Genomic DNA, 23,892 nt, shown 5'->3' on the forward strand with positions numbered 1-23,892 from the left:
CCGGAAAATCTGTTCGCCTGTTTCTGGTGGATGGCACCCCTGGTGGTTTGGTGACCGCCGAAATCATGAATTGGACGGGCCATGTCCTGGCCGGCCCACGCAGCGGCATCGCGGAACTAGTCAAACGGCCCGAGGCCAAACGCACCGGTATCTATGTGCTCCTGGGGGAGGGGTCGCCCACCAGCCCCGGCGGGATCAAATCATATATTGGTGAAGGGGACGACATCAGCCGCAGACTCTATGAGCACACCCGCTCGGAGGACAAGGAATTCTGGAACCGCGCCATACTACTGACCAGCAAGGATACAAACCTCACCAAGGCCCACGCTCGCTACCTGGAGGCCCGCCTCATAGCCCTGGGCCACCAGGCAGCACGGTCTGAAATCGTGAACGGAACTGCGCCGACACCGCCGGCGCTGCCGGAATCAGATGTTTCGGACATGGAGTACTTCATCACCCAGGCGCTGATCGCCCTCCCCGTCCTGGGCATCAACATCTTCCGCGCCCCCGCGACGATTCCATCCCCAGCCGAAAACGTGAATGTCTCCGTCAAGACCGCGGAATTCAAACTGAAGCTCTCCAATACGGGAACCATGGCCCGGGCTGTGGAAGTCGATGGGGAGTTCACAGTTCGCGCCGGCTCGCCCGCCCGCGGATCCTGGGTGGGCACGGCCAATGCCGCGGGATATCGCCCGCTGCGCGAAGACCTCGAACGCGAAGGCGCCATCACCATCCGTGATGCGTCGGCGAAGGACGGCGCCATCTTTGCCCGGGACCAGGTCTTCGCCAGCCCCAGCGCCGCGGCAGCGGTAATCCTGGGCCGGGCCTCCAACGGCCGCAAGGAATGGATCGAAACAACGAGCCAGCGTACCTACGGGGACTGGCAGGAACGCGAATTGGTCGCCCCGCTGTAACGGCATCCGGTTTCGGAGCGAACCTGTTGCGATCGGACATGCCCGCGGTGAAGGCTACAAGACCGCGAATGTCTGGGAAGGACCGGATATGTCTTGGTAACCATGCCTCTTACAAGACGGCGGCATGATTTTCGGGACTCATGTCTGTTATCTAGAATTGGGGGGATCGGACTGCTTGGCGTGATTTCTTCTGAGCCGCTTTAAAGAGTTGCTCCACATCGTCCATAGTTTGTTGAAGGACGCTGCCTTTAATCATTCCATCGAGTCCCATTAGGTATTCATATACACGATGCTGGATTGCTTCAAAGGCTTCTCTTAGATCATCGGGTGCGACGATGGACAGTTCTAAGTTTCGTTCTTCTAAGATGTCGAGAGCCTTAACGATGTCTGTGAAGGCGTCGGCGGCCTGCTGGTCTGATTCGGCGGCTTCCTCGGCGTCGATTTCTTCCCATTCGGCTTCTTCGTTATCAGCAGGTCGGGTTCGACCACCGCCTCTCGGTGCATGGGTACCAAATTCGTTTGGTTCTCCTGACGTGAATGTGGGTCCCGTTATCTCTGGTACGGGAGCCTGACTTCCACCGGTCCGCAGGCGAGCATGATCAACGCCAACGCGGCCTCGGGACTGTGGAATCCGTAGGAGCGGCGGGTCATGGTGCGGATCTTATTGTTCAGGCCCTCGTGCTTCCCATTGGACAGCCCGCGGGTCACCGCGGCATGGACCCCGTCGATGTGCCCGCGCAGGGTTGCCCCGGCCTTCATGAACGGCCCCAACCCGCTGGTGGTGGCCGCATCGCACCAGGACTGGATCATCGCCATCACCACCTCAGGTTCCAGGTCCCCGGCAAAGACCTCGCGCAGGGACTCCTTGAGCAGATATCCCTCCCAGAGTGTCCCGCCGTCCTCACGCAGCTGTTCCAAGGTTTCTTGTTGCGTGGGGGTGAGAGTTCCGGGGTTTTTCAGCAGGGCGTAGCGGTTGCCCTGATACTTCTTCGCAAACGCCTGATCCGGCAGGGACCGGGCACGCTGCCAGTGGGCCCGGCGTACGGTTTCCAGGGCCTTGGTGCCAAGCTGGACCACATGGAACGGGTCGATGCAGATGGCAGCGTTCGGTGCGTTGGCCTTCACCGACTTGATGAACGCGGCCCCCATGTCCATGCTCACCGCCTGAATGTTCGCGGTATTTTCGGGGCCGATCTCGGAGAAGAACTGATCCAACGTCGCGGCGTTCTTCCCGGCTGATCCCCAGAGGATGGTGGAGGTTTCATGGTCCGAAACCAGGGTGAGGTAGTTGTGGTGCTTACGCCAGGAGATTTCATCCACGCCCAGGTTCACCAGGTTCCCGAAGCGGGAGGCATCGAGCTGGTCCGCGACCACGCGTTCGCAGATCGCCCCCACGGTGCGCCAGGCAATCCGGGTGAAAGCGGAGACGCTGGACTTGTCCATACGGGTCACCAGCCAAGCGACCAGGTCCTCGAAGTCACGGGTGAACCGGGAGCCATGGCGAGCGAAGGGCACGGCCTGAACCACGACTCCGTGGGCGGGGCAGCGTAGGCGCCGGCGCAGCATCTTCAGGATCATTGGTGTTCCGGCGGTGTCCAGGTGCCGCCAAGAGGATGCGTTCCAGCGGGTGTCATAGCTGGCGGTGGTGCTGAAGGGGCAGTGCGGACAGGAAAGTTTCGTGCGGGCGGTGAGTTTGACGGTGGCGGTGACCGGTCCGTGGCCGGGGTAATCCACGGCGGTGACCGTGGCGCCGGTGAATGTGAAGACGCGGTTCAGTAGAGTGGAAGCTCGCATGGGTGACTCCGTGTAGGTCTGTTGGTGTGAGAACTTCCAAACCTACCGGGGTTGCCCATGCTTTTTCGTACCATGCTTTCCCCGACCCACATCTCAGTCAGGAGAACCATTCGTTTAGGGATTCCGTTAGTTTCCTGCATGCGGTCAAGCTATCGAAAGTGGCGCTCATTAGTCGATCGCGAAGATCTTTGTGAAGTTCACGTTTGTGAGACAACCGGGAGGTTAGCCAGATGCCAGCGATGACGCTAAGCACTGGAAGAACTGTTTTCCAGAATTCACTGTCAGTGGCAACCGCCGAAAATGTTTTCCAGATCGGCATGAGATCGATATTGACGAAGGGGCGCGCGGGAGCAAACCTAATGTTCTGAAATAGGAACGCACCAGCAGCGGCTGAGATCACGACTATGAGCGTCAGTCGGATATTGGGATGAAGGGAGCGCCAATTTCTCATTATCAAAACCTATCCTAGAAGAGGTTTTGCATTCAGCGGATTGGCCGGCTCGCCTTCGACTGTGACGTACTTTGGCGTAGGGCGTTTACATACTCTCGACAGCATCGTGCACCCTTGCAGCGTTGTGGTGGTCCGGCCTGTTGTGTGTACATACCCTGGGCCCGTACTCATTGGAACGGCTGCCCCTGCTGGTGGGGTTGCAGCGCCATGCAAATTCATTAATAGGTGCGGCACCAATGAGGGCCGCGCCTATTGGTTGGGTTTCATCAGGAAGCTGGTGCATTGCAATGGCCGGATTGATCGTCTGGTGACGGAGTCCAATCAAAGGATCCTTTGATGGGATGCCGCACCGCTTGTCCCCACGCCGAAATCTAAACGCCATGAACAGCCGAATTTCGGGGAAACCAAAATTCTCAACATGGTGTCTCGTGTCCTATTTCTCAAAGAGGACGAAATCTAACCTTTGATAAGACCCGGGGGAGCCGGTTTAGCCGAGCACGACTTCTTCCCCTCGATGCCGGGCGCCAACCTGCCGGGTGTCGCACGAATCGTCCGCGAGTACTGCGAGGAACTCCAGGTCCCGTACACGGTGGCGATGCCGGCGCAGTCCTACGCCCCAGTGATCAGCCACCTCAACATGGTCGGGCTCTCCGTGTGTTTCGTCAACTTCAAGTCGGCCATTAAAGCGCTAAGAATCAGGCCACCTGGGCTCGTTTTCCTGCCATGTTGGCGTTTGGCCTATTTCATCAGGGCGTTCTTGACCCGGTAGGACTCCCCACGGAACTGCAGCAGCCTTCCGTGGTGGACCAGCCGGTCGATGACGGCAGCGGCCATGTTGTCATCCCCAAACACCGTCCCCCACCTTGAAAACTCCAGGTTGGTGGTAATGATCAAGCTACGGTTCTCATAGCTGTCGGCGATGACCTGGAACAACAGCCTGGCACCCTCGGTGTCGATCGGCAGGTAGCCCAGCTCGTCGATGGCCAAGACCTGATTTTTGGCCAGGGATGCGAGCTCCTTATCCAACCGGTCCTCCTCCTTGGCCCGGCGCAGCATCATCACCAACGCCGAGGTGTGAAGAACCTGGCCGCGATGCCCCGCCGGCAGGCCGCGGCCACCAAGGCGGTGGCCATGTGCGTCTTGCCGGTCCCCACGTCGCCATAGAGGACGAGGTCTTGGGCGCGGTCGATGAAATCCAGGGACTCCAGGGGCTCATGTCCGTAGTCCCCGGTGAACTTCACGCAGGTGTAGTCGAAGCCGCTCAGGGTTTTCAAGGCCGGCAGCCGCGCTGCCTTCAGCAGCCGCTGGCGCCGGGATTCGAGTCGGGATTCGTGCTCGGCGACCAGGACCCCGTGCAGGTATTCGCGTTGTTTCGGGGTGCCTTTCTCGGCCCACTCGGTGAGTACGCTGCCGGTCAGCGAGGCGTGCTTTCCGGCCTCGAGGATCTCCTGGACGGTGATCGGATTCATGCGACTTCTCCCGTGCTGGTGTTCAGGATGGTGAAGGTGTCATAGACGCTCAGATCCACGTTGGCCGCCGGTGGTTCGGTCCCGTCGGCCAGGCGGCGGGCCAGCATGCCCAGCATGGCCATGTCCGGTTCGTCCCCGCGCTGGATCAGGGTGTCGGCGGCCTGGATCGCGGTATCGAACCCGGTGGTCCCGGACGCGGCGTCCACCGCGCTGAACAACCGGCGCCGGTTGGTGGCGGTGGCCGCATCCAGCCAGTCGCGCACCGGGTCGCTGACCAGGGTCCGCAACGGGGAATGGGACCACGCACCGGGTTTGGTCACCAGCAACGGGAGAGGGGACGCCGGGTCGAAGATCGTCTCGGCCTGCGTCCCGAAGACACGCTCGAAGGTGCGCACCGGTGCCGAGTGCTCGTCCAGGATCTGCACCACCTCATGGCCCAGCCCCACGGTGAGCATCCGCCCATTGAACATTGGCCCGGCTGCGTAGGTGTTCCCATCAATGAGCAGGTTCCCGGTCTTGTCGGCCCTGCGCGATTCGTAGCGCACCGCTTCGAAACCGATCCCCGGCAGCTGAAGGGACGCGGCCACGTCCTGGGCAAACAGCTCGCCCAGGGGCAGGCCCTTGCGGTAGTGCACGGTGGCGGCCAACGAGTCGCATTTGGCCATCAACACCTCATTGAGCCTGGCCAGGGAGGCAGCTTCTGGCAGCGGGACCATGAAGTTGCGGCGCAGGAACCCGACCGCGTTTTCTTTCGTTGCCCTTCTCATGCCCCGAATACGCGTTGCAATAGCGTGATTCGGACCGGTAGTGGAGCTTGAACGCACCAAAGAGCTTCGACTCGACGACCTTGGTTCCGACCCTCCGACCGATGCCCGTGGCGTTGTCGAACACCAGGTGCCGTGGCGCCGCGTTGATGTGCTCGAACACGGTGCGCAGCCCGTGGGCGACGCATTCGGCGGTCTCGCCGCGGTAGGCCTGTACGAAGCGCATGTTCGAGAACGGGAAGGTCACCAAGAAGATGTGCAGCACCTGCCGGACCCCGGCAATGATGGCTTCGGCCTGCCCGAAGTCGACCTGCACGGTGCCGGCGGGCCAGAGAAGCTCGGTGAAGCCCTCCCCGGGCTTCCGGTGGGCGGCCTTCCATTTCTTCGCGTACCGCTGCACCGCCGAATACGCGCCGGTGAAACCGTGTTCCTCCACGAGCCGGTCAAAGACCCGTTTGGCCGTATGCCGCTGCTTGCGCGGTCGGCGATCATCATCGGTGAGCCACTGCCCGATGTGGTGCTCGAACCCGGTGAGCACCGAGGCGCCCGGCCGGGCGGTGGGGGCCGCCGGGGCCGGGGAGAAATCCTGTTGGTTGGCGTACTTGGAGACCGCGTCCCGGCTGACTCCCAACCGTCGGGCGATCTCCCGGCCCGAGATTCCCTGGGAATCCATAGTTCTGATATTTTCTTGTACGGACATGGGTACCGTCATCTGCTTTCCAGTTCCTTCCGGCGCACACGCTTTGCAATGGCAGCGCCGTATGGAACTTATCTGGGTGGTGGCGGGCCCATGTGCCTTGACACACTGGACGGGCCCGAACCACCGGGTGGTCTTTCTCTGCAGGCCAGTCCGGGAATGATGATTTCCGGGTGGAATTCTCTGGCCTGATTCTTACCGCTCTTTTGGCTGGAAACCGGCCACCAACTTGGCTGGATTCCTTGGCTCAAACGGCCTACAGATAGTCGATCACACACATCTCCGCCTGCGACCCGTTCGACTGCCCGATGGTGGACGAGTACCGCCCCTACTAAAAAAGGCGCAGCCCGGCAGCCCGTTGGCGTCGTCCAGGGAAGAACTGCACGGCGAGAAACATCTGCCCGGCAGACTGTCGCCGACCACCATGGAATCGCCTCAAGCGCCCGGCCGGGGATTCCACGGCCGGACGCTTGAGGTTTCACCGCTTGGGGGATAAACGTCTTCGCTGTTTTCCCCGGCCCGGGCAGAGGCGGCAAGATGCCCGCACCTCGAGGGCGGACGAGGGACTCGTTCCGGGTAAACAGAAGGCCCCTCTATGCCAGAGGGGCCCTCGATGAATGGGGTGGTTTGTCTCGGTTTAGGTTTAGCTTAACGGCGACGTGTCCCTCCCCTCTTGGCCGGTCAAATCCATCAACGGATGCAAGTAGCAATAGGCTAATAACGAGTGCCGGGCCCTGTCAAATCCATCCCTGCCCAGTGCTTCCGTGGCTGAATACAGCCAGTGGCAACCCCAGGCGACCAGGGGGAACCAAGCCTCATTCCGGACCAACAAGCTCAGGGGTCCGGTCCCGCGCCGAACCAACCTTTTCAGCGGACTGCATCAAGGTCCTGGACCACAAGGGTGTCGATGACCCCACGGGCAGGAACTTGCAGGTCAAAGCCCAAGCACCCGAGAACACCCGTTTCTTCAGCAGAACCGGCAAGGATCCGTGTGAATCAAGCGCCAGAGGTGTGCCCTCGGCCGCACCAGGCGGTTCTGCGGCGGCTTCCGTGCCGCGATGAGCGATTTTGCTGCGTTGCCAGGACCAGAACCGCACCAAGGAACTGACCGCAAGCATCGGCTACGAAGACTTCGACTACTCATTGGTTGTCCCCTGAGGTAGCGCCTTTGCTTGTGGCAACCCGATGACCGCGATCGACAGCTCCTCGTCCCGGTGGGTCCACCGCCGGCCGGCAGGATCTGCCCGCCGGTGAGTCCGCTACGGCCAGGTCCCCGTTACCCCGGGGCATCCCGAGGGGACCATGCCGTAAGCCAGCGACCTCGCTTGGTTTGGTGCCCAACCCCTCCAAAAACCCCGGAAACTTGGGGATTTGATTTTCTCTGGAAGCAGTACTATATTTTTTGGCATGCGGGGGAGGAGAGCGAATTACCCCCAGATTGAGGAAGCTGCAGTTGCTTCCTTTCGGGGGAACCCCGCATGGCAGTACCCGGCCGTCGGACAGCTTGAGACGGCCACCGCAGTAAAGAAGTGCCAGCAGTAAAGCAGTAGCCGGAGGGCGTGGTCGTCGGACAGCTTGAGACGACCGCAGCAGTACAGCAGTACAGCAGTACCAGCAACACCAGCAGTAAAGCAGTAGCCGGAGGGCGTGGTCGTCGGACAGCTTGAGACGGCCGCAGCAGTACAGCAGAACCAGTTACCCCGGCAATCAAGCAGTACCAGCAACACCAGCAGTAAAGCAGTAGCCGGAGGGCGTGGTCGTCGGACAGCTTGAGACGACCGCAGCAGTACAGCAGAACCAGTTACCCCGGCAATCAAGCAGTACCAGCAGTAAAGCAGTACCAGCAGTATCCGGCCGTCGGACAGCTTGAGACGGCCGCAGCAAAACCGGCAGTACCAGCAGTAAATCAGTAAAGCAGTACCCGGAGGGCGTGGTCGTCGGACAGCTTGAGACGACCACAGCAGTACCAGCAACACCGGTAGTACCTGCAGTACCGGGCCGTAGGACAGCTTGAGACGGCCACAGCAGTAAAGCAACACCCTATGGGGCGGGCTAGAGATGGAGCTATATCCATCACTAGCCCGCCTCATGCCGTTCGTGTCAAAGTTTGCATCGCTCACCAGTTGCGCGCACCAGGGCAGGAATCGGAGTTGACGCTCTCCAAGAGCTCACCCCTTGCCTCCTCGGGTGTTCCTCGGCCGCCCGCTAGAGCTTCCGCCTGGGGGTGGGGCATGGGTAGCAATGGCGTGAAATAGCGCGCCAGGTCACACGTGCCAGTTTGGGGTATACCCCAATCAGACGACAGGAGACGAGTTAACTACGTCTGGTTAGAGTAGTGCCCCGTAGAGTGGTGTAACACCCACCAGTGACCTGTACGTTCGTGAAACGGGCGCGGTCACCGTGGGTCCTTCGAGGAAACTCTCACATCCCACTCGAAAGGACATCTCACGATGACCGCTCCTCATATTGTCGACCCTGCCACCGTACTTTCCGAAGCATTAGGCGACGCGTCGCCCGATCTGATGCGTCACTTGCTGCAAACCATGATCAATGCCCTGCTTTCAGCCGACGCGGACGCCGTGGCCGGCGCCGAATGGGGCAAGCCCTCATCCGAGCGCCTGGCCCAACGCAACGGCTACCGCCACCGCGAGCTCGACACCCGCGCCGGCACCATCGATGTCGCCATCCCGAAACTGCGCCAGGGCACCTACTTCCCCGACTGGCTCCTGGAGCGCCGCAAGCGCGCCGAAGCGGCCATGATCACCGTCGTCGCTGACTGCTACCTTGCCGGGGTCTCCACCCGGCGCATGGACAAGCTCGTGAAAACCCTGGGCATCCACTCCCTGTCCAAATCACAGGTCTCCCGCATGGCCACGGACCTCGACGAGCAGGTCCACGCGTTCCGCACCCGGCCGCTGGGCGATGCGGGCCCGTTCACGTTCGTCGCCGCCGACGCACTGACGATGAAGGTCCGCGAGGCCGGGAGGGTGATCAATGCGGTGGTCATGGTCGCCACCGGCGTCAACGCGGACGGTCACCGCGAGGTCCTCGGGGTCCGCGTGGCCACCAGCGAGACCAAGGCCGCCTGGAACATGTTCTTCGCCGACCTGGTGGCCCGCGGCCTGACCGGGGTCCTGATGGTCACTTCCGACGCGCATGCCGGCCTGGTCGAGGCCATCGCGGCGAACCTTCCCGGGACGTCCTGGCAACGCTGCCGCACCCACTATGCGGCGAACCTGATGTCAGCGACCCCGAAAAACCTCTGGCCGGCGGTGAAAGCCATGCTGCACTCGGTCTATGACCAGCCGGATGCAGCCAGCGTGAACGCCCAGTTCGACCGGCTCCTGGACTACGTCGAGGAAAAGCTCCCGAAGGTGTTCGAGCACCTGGACGCAGCCCGTGCCGACATCCTCGCGTTCACTGCGTTCCCGAAGGATGTCTGGCAGCAAGTCTGGTCCAATAATCCCAATGAGCGTTTGAACAAGGAGATCCGCCGCCGGACCGACGTGGTCGGGATCTTCCCCAACCGCGACGCGATCATCCGCCTGGTCGGGGCCGTCCTGGCGGAGCAAAGTGATGAATGGGCCGAGGGGCGCCGCTACTTCGGCCTTGAAGTCCTGGCCCGCTGCCGCCTCACCATCGTGGACTCCGGCCCCGAAACACGCAGCGACCTGCCCGGACTGGAAACCCTGGAAGCCGCCGCATGAGCCACACCCGGACCGCTGCCCCGGAACGCGGGGACGACCCCGCGCTTCTTGCTGCCGGCCACGACACCGGCTGGTGGGACGAGCACGGCTGCCCGGCGCCCTGGCCCGCGGACTTCTGGCAGCCCGACGGCACGATCAACCCCGCTTGGCAGCACGCCGGCATCACCCACGAGGAGGTACCCTTCACCGAGTCAGATAACCACAGCTTCTAGCCCTCACCAACCTCGAAGCACCAAAACGGTTACACCACTCCACGGGACTTGACCCTGGTTAGGCTCATGGCTCGGTGGTGCCGACATTTTCTTGCACGCTCTAGGAAGCTAACTGGACATTTTCACGTGGATGGAAATCTGAGGTGACCCGGGAAAGATGCCTCTCGCAAAAAGACGGCATGATTTCCGGGATACTTCAGAGTGCCCGCGCTTGGGTGCGTGGCGAGGCCAAAATGATGAAGACGCGCGCCGTAGGCAGGCATGCGATGGGCGCGCGGCCAGAGACCTACGTGGGGGCAGCACGCTATCCCGCGTATACGGCCGGCCAGGCCGGTGTCGTCGCGCATGTCGCCGCAGGGCAACTCGAGTGTCAATGGCAGCGCGAACAGCGCCCAATGGTCATTCAAGAGCTAGTACCTAAAACCAGCGGTTGCGCAACGACATCTGCTGGTCGGTTTTCGACCCAAGTAAGCCTGCTGGCGAGCCCTTCGAACATTCCGTTTGAGGATCTGTGACCGAACAGATATCGCCGTCTCTTGAGTATGAGTCACCTGGGTGCGCGGCACAGTGTGGATGATGCTCGGCAAAATTCGCCCCAGCGCGTCCGAAGCGCCAGAAGCCTGCTGACCTATTCGTCGTCAGCTTCGTTTGTGCTCTCCGCGACGACCAGTTCGGCCTCGATCTGCTCTGAGTCTTGGACATCCTCGCCGACCTCGTTTCCTCGGTCATCTTCGCCAAGGCTGGCGCGGTATTCGTTGCGAACCTCCCAGAGCGACTTCCCAGACTCCTGGATCTTCCAGAATCGCCAACCATTGATGACGCCCCGATACAGGCCGGTCGAGTTGGCAGCCACCCCCGCCGCGGACGGCGTGTCATAACCAACATCGTCGACGAACACGCGCCCGTCGAGCCCGACCGCGGCGGTCGCACCGTTCAGGACAGCGGGGCGAGCGACGAGCACGGTTCCCGGCTGAATGAGCCCCTCCGAGACAAGTAGCGCCAGGTCGACTTCCCCCGAAGCTTCAGGCTGGACCGGCTGCGTTGCGAGCCCAATATGTCCTGCTGGTGCAGGCCAAACCTTTAGGACCGACGCCGCGAGCATCGTCGTACGCGCAGTGATCAGCGTCTCGTCCCAATTGGTCGGCGCGGACTGAATGACATCGTTCGTGAGGAGCACGTCGTTGATGTGCTGAAAGTGCTCTACCTTCTTCGACCATGATCCGTTTGAAACCTTCGAATTCAGTTTCTGGGTCACTAAGGTGAGGTTGCCGAGTTCGTGCAGAGTGCGGTCGCGTGACGCCGCCTTCGTTTCGGCTTCGTCGGGCGACCATATAGCCGGCCAGTTTGCCCGCCACTTTTGAGGGAGTAAGTGCTCGACCGTACCGACCCCACGCGCGATCGGCCCCATACCGAGTGCATTCCAATCAGGGTAACCACGGCGGTAGTCTTCGAGCGCTTCAAGGATCATTCGGAGTCGAGCACGGAGATACTTGTTGTATGCGGGCGCACCCTTCAGCGTCGAGGCGACCTCTGTGTCGTCCGGCCAGTACCCGACGGGCGTCTTGTTCGAAGCGAGGTAGGACTGGACTTCAATGGCCAGACGATCGTGCGGCTGCCTGCTGAGGTGGACGATGAGGTCGACCATGAATCGGTTTGTGCCCTGCGAGGGCGCTTTTACGATCGCGCGGCGGACGAACCAGCTTTCGAGGTACTTGAGGATCTGGGTCTTGTCTTTTTCCGGAACATCGGATTGCGGCTCCTCATCGAGCCAGATCAGCAGCGGTCGCACGACCTCAGAATCGAGAGTGCCGACACGATAACTGAACCATTGCACCCTCGTCAACGGACCGTTTACCGCTTGCGCCCCCTCGATGACGAACCGATATCTATCCGCAGCCGTCTTGATCTCCGGTAGCAAACTGGACAGGTCGGGCCGCCTGTCGGTCACGTAGCCCTTGAATTGCGTGAATAGCTCTCGGATCGGGAAGTCTTCGAGCCGTCGGGCGCGCAGCCAGTGCCAGAGGAACCAGGACGCACGCGGGTGCGAGGTGCGTCCGGCCGTGACCTGAGTGACCCACCACGGACTCTCGAGTTCAGCCCAGTTACTGAGGTACGCGACTTCGACTTCCGCTTCGGTTCCGGCGTGATTCTGGAAGATGAAGTTCTTGATGAGGTCCGCGGCGCTCAGCGGCTCGCCCCGTGCATTCAGCGTCTCAAAGATCGCCTGCGCATCCTCTGTCGCGTCGAGGCGAATGCTCACGATCTCAAGCTGACCGGACACGGCATCAACGAGGAGCTTCGCGCTGATCTCGAGCTCGTCCGCTTTGTCGAGCCACGCGCCGATGGAGTCGCTGAAGTACTGATGCGCCTCAGCGAGCCGCGACGGCACGACGCTCGAATAGTCAACCGGAGCAGGGGCGCTCATGACCGATTTGAATCCCGCCCGGTCGAGATTCGTCGGCCAGACCTTGTAGCGGTCCTCAGGCTTCTTGTGGAAGGCGGCCGGATTGACGATGAGCGGCTCGACCTGTGCCGCGAGCATTGCCAGACCGCGGGATTCAAGCTGCGAGTGAAGTGAATCGAGGAGGATCTGGAGCGTCGTGAGTCGCTGCTGACCATCGATGACACTCCACTCCTGCATGGTGCCAAGCGTGGAAGGCAGCTGCTGTACGACGAAAGCGCCGAGGAAGTGCGTGGCGGCCGGGTTCTTCGTGGCCAGCACATCAGCGAGCCGCGCTATGTCCTCCCAGAGGGGCTGCCATTGCCGCTCCTTGGACCAGACGTAAGGGCGCTGGAAAAGTGGCACCACCATTCTTGAGGGCTGATAGAAGACCTCCCGTGGATTGACCTTTTCGGGCTTCATGCCTTGTTCTCGTTCGTCGTCATAACTGCGTATTCCTAGCTGGGTGAATCAATTGTCATCCGCTGTCATCGGTTCTCCTTAAGGGATGGCCCGAGACAGACCCACATCTGAACCTACACAGCGTCGCTGACGTTCAGGATCACCAACGGTCTCGGCGCGCCGCGCCGCGCCTCCGGTGTCCATCGGAAACGGCCGTTTCCGGCATGGAATGGCCTCTATGGATATTTACCGGACATGCTGCTTCAGTGATGCACTCGCCCTGGCTGTGCGCCGGTCTGGGGTTCGCTGGGGGTTCTCCGACCTCGGGGATGGTGTGGCCGCTGCAGGCCGCCTTGGTTACCGCGGCCTGCTCGATGCGCGATACGGTAAACCGTCGCATTGCGTCGCGCATTCGGCACCACCCTACGAGGTACCACTGGCCGTCCGTGGAGGCGAACAACACGGGTTCGACGTCAGGGGTGGTCGTGGTCCTGTCTCTCGATGTGTAGCGAATGCGGACTACTCAATGCTCGGCCATCGCTTCCTCCAGGGGGGGACCTGACCATGCGCGATGAGGAGGGCGGCGTGCTGACCTAGATACGGTGGGCCAGCTCGTCGGCTCTTGCCCGCGTTCTTGGATCGAGGACGTCCAGGATCTTCTGGATACCGGCTGCTGCCAGGTCGGCGTAGGGGCATCGGGTGCGGCGGACACGGCCGCCATGAGCGCCACGGCCTGCGCGGGAGACAGGCTGACGGGTGGCAGGGACGCGTCGGCGGCCAATCCGTACCCACCGCCCGGACCTGGGCGCGCCCATAGAGGCGCGCCGCTGTTCTCCAGCGCATCGAGGTCTCTCTTGATCGTGCGCACGGAAACCTCGCACTCTCCGGCCAACCGTTCGGCGGACCCCCCACGCGCCGCTGCGGCTTAACCACTCAAGCTGGCCGAAGGCAAGACGACCACAAGGTCAGCCGTGAGCATTCCGGCTTAGGCCACTAACGCATTGCTGCCGTATGGCAGTGTCGGAAGCCTAGTGAGAACGCTGAATGATCCGGTACACCGTGCTCCGGGCCACTCCGAAGAGTTCGGCGATTTCGGCGCTGGTGTGCTGGCCTCCGCGGTGGAGGGCGACGAGGTGTTTTTCCTGGGCGGGGGAGAGCTTGGGCTGTTTGCCGCGGAGCCTGCCCTTGGCCTTGGCGATTTGCATGCCTCCGCGGGTGCGGGCGCGGATGAGGTCGGATTCGAATTCGGCGACCATGGCCAGGACGTTGAACAGCAGCTGGCCGACGGGGCCGGTGGGGTCGTGGATGGAACCGCCGAGACTGAGCTTGATGTTGCGCTTGGTGAGGTCCTCGACGATGTCGCGGGCGTCGGGCAGGGAGCGGGCGAGCCGGTCCAGCTTGGTGACCACCAGGGTGTCCCCGGCCCGGCATGCGGCGAGGGCTTGGTTCAGTCCCGGGCGTTCGCGGTTCCGTCCCGTGAGGCCGTGGTTGACATAGACCAGATCCTCAGGCACGCCGAGAGACTGGAGTCCCGCTTGCTGGGAGGAGAGGTCTTGTTGGTTGGTGGAGAGACGCGGGCGTACCCGACCAAGTGCGGTGACATGGATTGTGTAGCGTTTGCACCACCTTCACCGGGCATTAGTGCTGGCGGGGCATGCGCGAATCTGCAGGCTGCCGAAATAATTGAATTTTCGTAACTGTTCAGGGGGTGGCGGGGATCCAGGGGTCCCCGGCGAACGCGTCCTGGAGCGCCCGGAGCGTGTTGGCGCCCTGCTTGCAGGCGGTGCCCACGTAGGAGCGGATGGCCAGGAACGCCTCGGCGCCGTCCCATGAGCGCCAGGAGCCGGAGACCTTCTGCTGCAGCTTGACCATGCGGATACCGCGCTCGGCTTCGTTGTTCGAGAACGGGACCCGGAAGTCGCTCGCGAAACGCAGGACATCATCCCGGTTCACGTCCAGGCGCCGGAGCAGGGACCTGATGGTTCCCAGGGCCGGACGCCCGCGTTTGCCGATGGGCGGAGGCAACGGGTTCAGCCTGATTCCCTCGGCAACCAGGCGTTGGTATCGGCGTCGGTAGCCACGCAGGACCCGCTTGTTCAAGCGGGTCCGCCCGGCGTCCTTGGCCTCGTTGACGGCCACCAGGATTTCGACCAGCAACCCCGCCAGCCCGGTGGCCCATTGCTGCCCGGTGCCCTCCGCGATCCCGTCCAACTCCCGCAGGTGGTGGACATCGCACAACCCGTGTTGCACCGGGAACTTCCGGTAGGCCGGCAGCCCGTCGTGGACCGCGACCCCGGTGAAACCGTGACCCAGGATCCCGCCGGAGCCGATCGCCTCGGCTGAGCGGCCGGTGGCCAGATGCAGCAGCGTCAACTCGGGCGTGCATGCCACGTGCACCCTCCGCAGCACCCCGTTGACGCGGGCCCCCGTCTCATCGAAGTGTACCACCGAGGCGTGCCGCAGCCCCCGGCGGGCCGTTTCGAGGAATGGTTCCAGCAGTGTCTTTGCCCGGGCGGCCAGGGAAGCCAGCCACCCGGTGGACACCGGCGCGCCGAACGCGTCGGCCATGAGCTCGGCGGTGCGGGCGACCGGCAGGTGCTGCCGGTGCAGCAGGTAGGCGCCAAGTCCCTGGATCCGCGGTCCATAGCAGGTGGTGGCAGTCGCCTCGGGAGGGAACAGGGCCTCGGTGCGGTGCCCGCAGGAACACGTGCGGGTGAGCACCCGGTGCTCAACGATCTGGAGCCGGATCGGCGGCAGATCGAAGACCTGCCGGAAACGGTCCCCGGATATTGGTGCATCCGCCAGGTCCAGCCCGCACCGTCCGCAGGCGTCGGGTTCCTGGAAGAGCACTTCATCGGGGTGTTCGGCAGGCTCCAGGCGCATCCCCGCTTCCCCGGACTGCTTGCCGGGCTTGCGCCCGGTGGGCTGGCGCAGGGATCTGGGCGGGGGTTTGATGAACGCGTCGGTGCTGGGCGGCTTGGAGGAGTTCTGTGAGTTTTTCCCCAGGCGAACCTCGAGGGTGGCGACGGTGGCCTTCAAAGTGTCGATCTCGGATTTCAGTTGCACGATCAGCGCATCGCGTTCCTCCAGCCGGGCCAGCAAGGCCTGGACCGTGGGGACAACGGATGAATCGGACATGGAAACCAGCCAACCCTGGCGAGACGGTGCCTATCTGCGAACACTTTCAGGATCCACCCGCAGGGACGGGAAACCGCGGCAACACGCCGCACCAACCCCCTGAACAGTTACGAATTTTCAATGTTTTTAAATGTCGGGTCTTTTGTCAGTGGGTGTCGCGCTGGGGGATCGGTGAAGGGAACTTGTGGAAGGAAGTTCGCCATCGTCAAGCGATACCTCTTCATATTCAATGTGGCCAAGTTTCCGGGCTCTTGAACTTTGGACGTGGTGCTGGTGTTCAGCACGGCCGGAGGCCCGCCGTGGACAACAGTATACGAAGCCGATAGTTCCGGTGATTCCGGTAGCCCCGGCCGATCCGTTTCATGTTCTTCGCCGTCAGGTTCGCCGCCTCACTACGGGCATTGGTCAACCGGGTCACGCAGAACACCTGAAGCTCCGCCTTCCACGACTTCAGGGTCCGCAGCAGCGATTTTGCCTCCGGCATCGTGGTCGCCCGCACGCCGGCTTCCAGCGCCTCCCAAGCCGTTCCGAACGCCTCCAAATCGGTGGTTTTTAGCAGCTCCCGGACCTTCTCCTTCACCGCATACACGACACCGAGCTCAATATCGGCGGCAATGATCTCCTCCAACCGCACCTGCTGTCTGGAGCTCATGTTCTCCACGTTGCAGGTCAGCAGTTTCCGGTACTTGTAGCTCGGTTCGGTCATCCGTCCGCGCCGGCCCACCGTCTCATGAGAGCGGCGCAACCGCACCGCGGTGACCATCCGATTACTCAAGGCAACAACGTGGAAATGGTCCACCGTGATCTCCGCTTCAGGCAGCGCCTCGCGGACCGCCTTGCGGAACTCGGCTGACATGTCCATCGCCACGATCCTCACCCGGTCCCTCCAGGCTCGGGGCCTCTTTCCGATCCAGGAGAGCACCGTGGGCCCGCGCCGGCCATCGACAACGTCCAGGATCGTGCCGGTTTCCAGTCTCCGTGAACACGATCGACCACGGCTCGACCCGCATCACCTTGCCCGTGGTTCCCAGCACGTAGCGGACCTTACGAAACCGGTGCTCATCGACGCCCAGCCAGCGCACGTGCCGGGCGTCCACGTCCCCGACGGTCTTCTCGGTGGCGGTCAGTTTGCGCATCACCGTCGGCCAGGAGACACCGGACGCCCGGGCGATGCCCGTCACGGCGCGCAGCTCGTTCATGCCGGCGTCCACGATCTCGCCCACCAGGCGCGTGGTCAGCCGTGAGCGCAGCGGCAGCTGCTCGGTGCACTGCACAAAGGAGCGCCGCGTGCAGGCAGCCTCCCGGCAGGCGAGCCTGCGTTTGCGCACCAGCACCTGCAGGTCCTTCCCGCCGCAGGCCACGTCCTTGACCCGGTGCACGGGTCTGGCCTGGATGCGCGAGGAAAGAACCCCGCAGGAAGGGCACCCGGCCTCGGTGGAAAGCGGCTCGACGACAACGGTGCGCCCGGCCGTGGAAGTCTCCACGGACAGCACCCGGTAGTCCTCGAGATTGAACAAAATCGACGCGGCATCAACAGCGCCGGTATCCTTGAACACGGCTCGTAGTCCTCAGTATGAATGTCTTGAACAACACCAATACTTGCAGGGCTACGAGCCCTATCTATATTTGGGACACCACGCTAAAAGTCCGAGAGCCAGTTTCCGTAGCTGACGTGTCTCGAAGTTGCCTGCCGTAGGTTCCGAATACCCTGGTCAGATGGTGAACAACGATGGATCGAATGAGAACGAGTTGCCAGATGGCCTCTTTGAGGTATTACTGACCAGCGACCTTGAGAGCCACGTGGAGTCATTCGAAGGGCGTTCCGCCGTAGTCGAGGGGCTTGGCGTTGAACAGGCCCCGCGATCTTTGACCAGGTTTCTGGCTGATTCCATCGAAACGAGAATGAGTCAGCTTGCACCCCAAGACATGGTGCTGCTGTCAAATAAGATACTGCGCCTTATAGAAAGCGCTGAGGTCGTAGTCGATGGACCAAAGCGGCTCCGAGCGATTCAGAGGGATACGACATTCCGACGCCGTGAGATGCTGCGGCCCCAAACACCGCTGGACTCGGCCGCGCTCCTGACAAATAGCCGAGAAGATCCTCAACTCGCTGCCGAGCTGAAAGCCGAGTTGTCATCCGCCGATCGTGTTGACCTGCTTTGTGCTTTCATCAAATGGCAGGGGATCAGACTCCTGGCCGAGGCGCTTGACGAAGCGAAAGTCCGCGGGATTCCGATTCGAGTGATCACCACGACATATATGGGCGCGACCCAGCGTGAGGCCATCGATCAACTGGTTCAGCGTTACGGCGCCGAGGTTCGTATTAACTATGAAACGAACGCGACCCGTCTTCACGCCAAGGCATGGATGTTCCACCGGAATTCGGGATTCGATACGGCCTATGTGGGCAGTTCGAATCTCAGCAGACCGGCCCTTCTTGATGGACTTGAATGGAATGTGCGGTTGTCGGGCGTTGCAACGCCGCAGCTCCTACAGAAGTTCGGTATGACCTTTGACAGCTACTGGGGCGACCCTGCATTTGTTCCCTACGATCCAGTCCTCGATCGGGATCGCTTAGACGCGGCACTCAAACGAGCAGGAAGTACAACGGCCGAACGAACATTAGGCGCCACCGGCCTGGAAGTTGTTCCACTGCTGCACCAGAAGGAGATGCTCGAAGAACTGGATGGAGCTCGCTCGAACCGGGGCGAACATAGGAATCTCGTGGTTGCGGCCACAGGAACAGGCAAGACTGTACTTGCTGCGCTGGACTATAAGCGCCTCAATGAGGCCGCCGGCGAAGACCTGACGCTGCTGTTCGTTGCGCACCGCAAGGAGATCCTGGAACAGTCTGTATCCACCTACCGGAAGGTGCTCGGGCGTGGTGCCTTCGGGGAGCTCTTCGTGGATGGACAGCGTCCAACGTCCTGGAAACACGTATTCGCGAGTGTCCAGTCTCTTGCCGCCCTTGGACTGGCTGAAATTCAGCCTGGTGCTTTCGACGTTGTGGTCATCGATGAGTTCCACCATGCCGAAGCCAAGTCCTATCGTAAGCTCATCGAGTACCTGCAGCCCCAGGAGCTCCTCGGGCTGACCGCAACTCCCGAGCGTGGTGACGGTGTCAACGTCGCTGATACCTTCTTCGACGGACGGATCGCCAGTGAGCTGCGACTGTGGGATGCGTTGGATGCCGACTTGCTGGTGCCGTTCCATTACTTCGGGGTAGCCGATGACGTTGACCTGAGCGCCGTCGAATGGAAGCGCGGGAACTACGATATGACGGAACTCAGCAACGTTTATACCGGAAACTCCGTCCGCGCCCTGAAAGTCATCACGGAGTTGCGGGACAAGGTACTCAGTACTTCTGACATGCGGGCGTTGGGGTTCTGTGTATCCGTTCAGCACGCCCACTACATGGCCAAGGTCTTCAACGACGCCGGTATTCCGGCCGTTTCCGTCTCCGGGGACACTCCTTCGCAAGAACGAGAAGCAGCCCTGCGGAAACTGCGGGCAAGGGAACTGAACTGCATCTTCGCAGTTGACCTTTTCAATGAGGGGCTCGACGTCCCTGAGATCGATACGATCCTGCTCTTGCGGCCGACTCAAAGCAGCACCATCTTCCTCCAGCAGCTGGGCAGGGGTCTCCGCCGGGCCGATGACAAGGCCGTACTGACGGTGCTGGATTTCATCGGTCAACAACGTCGTGAGTTCAGGTTCGACGTGAAATACCGGGCGCTGCTGAATGCACCACGTGCCGAGTTGGAGAGAGTCCTGAATGGGCAAGGCCAGGGACTTCCTTCCGGATGTGCGATCGTGCTTGACCGGGTCGCCAGGAAGATCGTTCTCGATAACATCCGGAATCAGCTGAAACTGAATCGTCCGGCACTGGTCAGGGAAATTCGCTCCTATGGGCGAACGGAACTGGATGTGTTCCTCGAAGAGTCAGGACGCGACGTCCGCGATATCTATCGCAAGAGCGGGGACGCCTGGACGGAACTGCTTCGGAAAGCCGGGCTGGTGACTGCCCGCTCGTCGTGGGAGGAAGGCCTGGCCGAAATCCTGCCCGAGCACCGAACTGAAGAACAGGAGCTCCTTAAACGGATGACTCGTTTCTTGCACGTCGATGATGCAGAGCGGGCCGAGGCATATTCGACGCTTCTTGACCCAGAATCGCCACGCTATGAGGCCTTGGGGCAACGACAACAGACATTTGCCCGGATGCTCTTCTTCACGTTCTGGGACGATGGCGGAAGCTACAAGACCTACGACGAAGGATTGGACCGGATTCGGGCCAACGGATATGTTGTGGCCGAGCTGCGATCGAGCCTGGCCCGCGGCGTCAACTCAAGCGCATACGCGCCGAAGGGATTGGGCCTGGGACTGCAACACGTTCCGCTGTATTCACATGCGACCTATTGGAGGTCGGAGGTGTTGGCTGCACTCGAATATGGCTCGTTGGAAATGGGGAAGGGTGTCAGCCACAGGGAGGGGGTTGCCTGGTGCCCGGCTTCGTCCACGGACGCGTTCTTCGTGACGCTCAACAAGGATGAAAAGGTCCACAGTCCAAATACGTTGTACAAGGACTATGCCATCAGCTCCGATCTCTTCCATTGGGAATCACAGAACGCCACTTCTCCGAAGAGCCCCACAGGTCGCAGATACCTGGATCGGAAGTCCCACGGCTCCCACATCCTCCTGTTCACCCGGGATATCGGAAAAGACAGTCAAGGCCTTTCGCAGCCTTTTACCTGTCTGGGAACAGCAGATCTCGTCCAGCATCGGGGTGAAAAGCCTATCGCCATCACGTGGAAGCTGAAGCGGGATATGCCGGTCGATGTTTACAACGTGGCAAGTGCCGCAGCGCGGTAGCTATGGCAGAGAGGTCATGGTGAACTTTCTGGCCACGGCTGTCCTGATGTTTCCGGATGACACCAACGTCTGGAATCCATAATCTCGGAACCTGGAGAACTTTCCAGGAAACGACCGGCCAAGGGCCATGTTGAGGTGTGCCTGCCTGCCGGCAATCTTTGCTGCTTGGAGACGTTGAGCGCTGAAACGCTTCAGTAGGGCGGACACATCTCCGCCACAAGCGAGGATCGTGGCCAGTGCCATCGCATCAATCAGTCCTAAGGCCATGCCCTGACCACCGATGGGACTGACTTCGTGGGCGGCATCGCCTAATAGCACGACATGACCGTTGACCATGTCAGATACCCGGCGATTGGATGACCTGAACTGGCTTTCCATCGTGCAGGACTTTGGATCGGCCAGATGCCCAGTGCGCAGCCGAACCAGCTCGCTTAGGTCCTTCTTTTCGGAGGCGCTGGTCCAGGCCACCCAGCGGCGAATATTTCCGGGGAGCGGGAAAGATTCAACGATCCCATCATGGTGCAGGAAGAGCGCGGCTGTGGAACCGAAGTCCGTGGTATCCGGGTAATCGCCCATGACGTAGTGATCCGGGTACCGGCTGCCGCCAAACGTCAGACACATGGATTCACGCACAGAGGACTGGGTGCCGTCTGCGCCGACCAGATAGCGCGTATCAAGCTCGGCGACCGATGTGCCCAAAGAATCTCCGACGTGAGTCGTCCGAATCGATAGTCCTCGTTGCTGAGTGCCCTCGGTATAGCCACAGAACTCGACACCCCCTAGGAACGCCTCTGGATCAAGCTCATGGAGCCGGGACCGCAGGATCCTCACCGTCTCGTTTTGCGGCAGGGCGAGGACATATTTGTGCGGGCCCGGCAGGACTCCGAAGTCCAACGAAGCAATGACCTTTCCGCGCGAAATTCCCACACCTTCCCGGATCTTGATACCCCTACTGACGACCTCATCCCCGACGCCCGCCAGGTCTAGGACGTCCAACGCCGGCGGGTGGATACCTATGGCCCGGGAATGGCTGCCGATCTCGGGCCTTCGCTCCAGCACCTTGACCTTCATGCACGCTTGGATCAACAAAATGGCCAGCGTTAGCCCGGAAGGACCGCCACCGACAATGACCACATCAAGCATTGCCGGGCACCTCGGGTTGGAAAAGAGCAAGGTTCCGATAGAGGCCACCTTGTTGGACCTGCCAACCAGCCGGAACCAATCGAGCCAGTTCGTCCGCTGTGTAACTCCGCCTAATGGAGGTCAAACCATCGCGTCGGATGAAAGACGACTGTGCCAAGGGGAGCGTCGCGGCACCGAACCAGAAGAGTGCGGATCGGCTCCGACGGATATCACTGTGGATTGCCAAGGAACCGGTGAGTGACTCCGTATCGGAGAAGAGCCCCGCCAGTTGGGGCGGGCTCAGATGATGCAGGATGTGGTTCGAGACGACCACATCGAATTTTGCACCTTCGGCGACCAACTCCGAGCTGAAAGCGGGACGAAAGGACAGCCGGTCCCTTCCGAGCCCGGTCTTGTCGGCTGCTCTGGTGGCAAAGCGATAAGCGCGTTCATCGGGATCAATGCCCAGCACCCGGATGTCGAAGCCGTCCTTGGCGGCCCAGCGGGCCAGATTGATGGTGATGTCTCCGCCGCCGCAACCGATGTCCAGAAGGGTGGCCCGACGATCCCGGGGGAGTGCTGGTCTGATCAAGGACGTGTAGACCCCGCGCCACCCGGAGACGAACCTGTTCACCAGGGGGAACTGTGTGTACGTGCGTTCCAGCAGGCGCGGATCGCAGTCCGGGCGATCCATTTCCTCGATGGCGTCGGCATCACGTTCCACTGTGTTGCTCAGCTCGTGCGGTCCGGCAACAGGGTCATCAGGGCGGTCTCCACAGTCAGTCCGGGGCCGAAGGCCATCGAGCACACGCGTTCGCCCTCTGGTCCAGCCCCGGTAACGGCACCTTCCATGATGTCCTTGAGCACGAACATCACCGTGGCGCTGGACATGTTCCCGTAGTCGTTCAGGACCCGCCTGGCCGGTTCCAGCTGTTTGTCGGAGAGTTCGAGGCGACGCTGCACCCGGTCCAGGATGGCCCGGCCGCCGGGATGGATGCCCCAGTGCGGGATGTCCGCATAGGTGTCGGTCAATGATTCGTCATGGGCCAGCAATGGCTCCAGGGCCCCGACGATATGGTCATCGATGATGTGTGGAACATAGGTCCCCAACACCATCTCGAACCCCTCATCCCCGATGTTCCAGGCCATGGATTCCTCACCCACCGGGGTGAGGATCGTTTCGAAGTGATCCAGCCGCATGCCAGCGCCCTGGTACTCACGGGCCGTGACGACGGCAGCGGCGGCGCCGTCGGCAAAGATGGCCGATCCCATGATCGCGTCCGGGTTATTCGAGCTGCGCACATGCAGCGAACAAAGCTCGACGCAGATCACCAGCACCACGGCGTTGGGATCTGCTTCGCAGAAGCTCTTGGCCGCCCGCAGCCCCGGGAAGGCGGCATAGCAACCCATGAAACCTAGGTGATAGCGCTGGGTGGAGGGGCTCAGCCCCAGGCCCCGGACCACCTGGTAGTCCGGTCCCGGGTTGTAGAAACCCGTACAGGAAACGGTGATGACGTGGGTGACATCGGCTGCGGTCAGGTCCGGGCAGGCATCCAGTGCCTTGCGGGCCGATTCGATGAAGAGCGGGCCAGCCTCGCGGGCAAAGATCTCGTTGCGGACCTTCGTGCTGGGACTGAGCAACAAACCCGTGTCCCGATCGAAGAACACCGGATCTTGGGCCCGTGAGTCCAGGGTGAGCTCCGCAACTGCGGTGCGCCGGGTGGAGATCTGGGCCGAATCAAAGGACGTGGCAATCAGCCGCTGGCCCAGCCGGGTGAGCCCTGGCTGGGCCGCAAACACATCTCGGGCCGGTTCCTGAAGCAGCACGGTGGGTGGAAGAGCAGTCTGGATGGTTCTCATCATCACTGGCATGAGCCGAGCCTATGGCCCCTGGGCAACCACCGTAAAGGGTA

12 protein-coding genes and 4 pseudogenes are annotated in these 23,892 nt (G+C 61.6%); 5 read left to right on the plus strand and 11 right to left on the minus strand.

The window, feature by feature from the left end; genetic code table 11:
* The first annotated feature begins 50 nt into the window (after nucleotides 1-50).
* A complete protein-coding gene (locus tag E9229_RS19825; RefSeq protein ID WP_221184417.1) occupies nucleotides 51-914 on the plus strand; it encodes a GIY-YIG nuclease family protein in 864 nt (287 codons plus the stop codon).
* A gap of 549 nt (nucleotides 915-1,463) precedes the next feature.
* Here E9229_RS19825 and E9229_RS09140 read toward each other — a convergent pair.
* The 3 genes and pseudogenes from E9229_RS09140 to istA all read right to left on the minus strand — a co-directional run bounded on the left by E9229_RS09140 (nucleotide 1,464) and on the right by istA (nucleotide 6,092).
* Nucleotides 1,464-2,708: an ISL3 family transposase gene (locus tag E9229_RS09140; protein ID WP_183510896.1), complete on the minus strand. Its 1,245-nt coding sequence runs from the start codon at nucleotides 2,706-2,708 to the stop codon at nucleotides 1,464-1,466.
* A gap of 1,189 nt (nucleotides 2,709-3,897) precedes the next feature.
* Nucleotides 3,898-4,628: pseudogene (gene istB, locus E9229_RS20065) on the minus strand (IS21-like element helper ATPase IstB).
* Nucleotides 4,625-6,092: pseudogene (istA, locus tag E9229_RS09150) on the minus strand (IS21 family transposase). The pseudogenes istB and istA overlap by 4 nt, the downstream one beginning before the upstream one ends.
* Before the next feature lie 2,447 nt (nucleotides 6,093-8,539).
* Between istA and E9229_RS09155 the strand changes: the two are divergent.
* From E9229_RS09155 to E9229_RS09165, 3 genes are all read left to right on the plus strand, one after another.
* Nucleotides 8,540-9,796 carry an IS256 family transposase gene (locus E9229_RS09155; RefSeq protein ID WP_183510242.1) on the plus strand — a complete coding sequence of 419 codons (1,257 nt, stop codon included), beginning with the start codon at nucleotides 8,540-8,542 and terminating at the stop codon, nucleotides 9,794-9,796.
* Nucleotides 9,793-10,008 carry a hypothetical protein gene (locus tag E9229_RS09160; RefSeq protein WP_183510243.1) on the plus strand — a complete coding sequence of 72 codons (216 nt, stop codon included), beginning with the start codon at nucleotides 9,793-9,795 and terminating at the stop codon, nucleotides 10,006-10,008. The genes E9229_RS09155 and E9229_RS09160 overlap by 4 nt, the downstream gene beginning before the upstream one ends.
* Before the next feature lie 143 nt (nucleotides 10,009-10,151).
* Nucleotides 10,152-10,523, plus strand: a complete 372-nt coding sequence (locus tag E9229_RS09165) for a putative immunity protein (RefSeq protein ID WP_221184418.1) — start codon at nucleotides 10,152-10,154, stop codon at nucleotides 10,521-10,523.
* Between the two features lie 113 nt (nucleotides 10,524-10,636).
* Here E9229_RS09165 and E9229_RS09170 read toward each other — a convergent pair whose 3' ends face one another.
* From E9229_RS09170 to E9229_RS09190, 5 genes and pseudogenes are all read right to left on the minus strand, one after another.
* Nucleotides 10,637-12,871: a GmrSD restriction endonuclease domain-containing protein gene (locus E9229_RS09170; protein ID WP_183510897.1), complete on the minus strand. Its 2,235-nt coding sequence runs from the start codon at nucleotides 12,869-12,871 to the stop codon at nucleotides 10,637-10,639.
* Nucleotides 12,872-13,127: 256 nt separating this feature from the next.
* A pseudogene (locus E9229_RS09175) lies at nucleotides 13,128-13,742 on the minus strand (helix-turn-helix transcriptional regulator); the annotation flags it as partial.
* A gap of 136 nt (nucleotides 13,743-13,878) precedes the next feature.
* Nucleotides 13,879-14,364, minus strand: coding sequence for a recombinase family protein (locus tag E9229_RS19830; RefSeq protein WP_312855651.1), 486 nt, complete (start codon nucleotides 14,362-14,364; stop codon nucleotides 13,879-13,881).
* 187 nt (nucleotides 14,365-14,551) lie between these two features.
* Nucleotides 14,552-15,988, minus strand: coding sequence for an IS66 family transposase (tnpC, locus tag E9229_RS09185; RefSeq protein WP_183510899.1), 1,437 nt, complete (start codon nucleotides 15,986-15,988; stop codon nucleotides 14,552-14,554).
* A 277-nt stretch (nucleotides 15,989-16,265) separates the two neighbouring features.
* A pseudogene (locus E9229_RS09190) lies at nucleotides 16,266-17,544 on the minus strand (ISL3 family transposase).
* Between the two features lie 160 nt (nucleotides 17,545-17,704).
* On the opposite strand from E9229_RS09190, the gene E9229_RS09195 reads away from it, so the two are divergent.
* Entirely contained in the window at nucleotides 17,705-20,857 is a 3,153-nt protein-coding gene (locus E9229_RS09195; protein ID WP_183510900.1) for a DUF3427 domain-containing protein, read from the plus strand.
* On the opposite strand, the gene E9229_RS09200 is transcribed toward E9229_RS09195, so the two are convergent.
* Genes E9229_RS09200 through E9229_RS09210 form a run of 3 tightly spaced genes read right to left on the minus strand, consistent with a single transcriptional unit; the run spans nucleotide 20,858 to nucleotide 23,851 of the window.
* Entirely contained in the window at nucleotides 20,858-22,000 is a 1,143-nt protein-coding gene (locus tag E9229_RS09200) for an FAD-dependent oxidoreductase (RefSeq protein ID WP_183510901.1), read from the minus strand.
* Nucleotides 21,993-22,703, minus strand: coding sequence for a class I SAM-dependent methyltransferase (locus tag E9229_RS09205; protein ID WP_183510902.1), 711 nt, complete (start codon nucleotides 22,701-22,703; stop codon nucleotides 21,993-21,995). Before E9229_RS09205 ends, E9229_RS09200 begins: the two co-directional genes overlap by 8 nt.
* A gap of 8 nt (nucleotides 22,704-22,711) precedes the next feature.
* Complete coding sequence (locus tag E9229_RS09210) at nucleotides 22,712-23,851, minus strand: type III polyketide synthase (RefSeq protein WP_183510903.1); 1,140 nt, start codon at nucleotides 23,849-23,851, stop codon at nucleotides 22,712-22,714.
* Nucleotides 23,852-23,892: the final 41 nt, after the last annotated feature.

Source organism: Paeniglutamicibacter cryotolerans, assembly GCF_014190875.1.
GTDB lineage: Bacteria > Actinomycetota > Actinomycetes > Actinomycetales > Micrococcaceae > Paeniglutamicibacter > Paeniglutamicibacter cryotolerans.

Bases quoted from the DNA above. Each gene is read 5' to 3' on its own strand.
- E9229_RS09200 (WP_183510901.1), bottom strand. From the start codon at position 22,000: ATGCTTGATGTGGTCATTGTCGGTGGCGGTCCTTCCGGGCTAACGCTG.
- tnpC (WP_183510899.1), bottom strand. From the start codon at position 15,988: ATGTCCGATTCATCCGTTGTCCCCACGGTCCAGGCCTTGCTGGCCCGG.
- E9229_RS09195 (WP_183510900.1), top strand. From the start codon at position 17,705: ATGGTGAACAACGATGGATCGAATGAGAACGAGTTGCCAGATGGCCTC.
- E9229_RS09140 (WP_183510896.1), bottom strand. From the start codon at position 2,708: ATGCGAGCTTCCACTCTACTGAACCGCGTCTTCACATTCACCGGCGCC.
- E9229_RS09160 (WP_183510243.1), top strand. From the start codon at position 9,793: ATGAGCCACACCCGGACCGCTGCCCCGGAACGCGGGGACGACCCCGCG.
- E9229_RS09170 (WP_183510897.1), bottom strand. From the start codon at position 12,871: ATGAAGCCCGAAAAGGTCAATCCACGGGAGGTCTTCTATCAGCCCTCA.
- E9229_RS09155 (WP_183510242.1), top strand. From the start codon at position 8,540: ATGACCGCTCCTCATATTGTCGACCCTGCCACCGTACTTTCCGAAGCA.
- E9229_RS09210 (WP_183510903.1), bottom strand. From the start codon at position 23,851: ATGCCAGTGATGATGAGAACCATCCAGACTGCTCTTCCACCCACCGTG.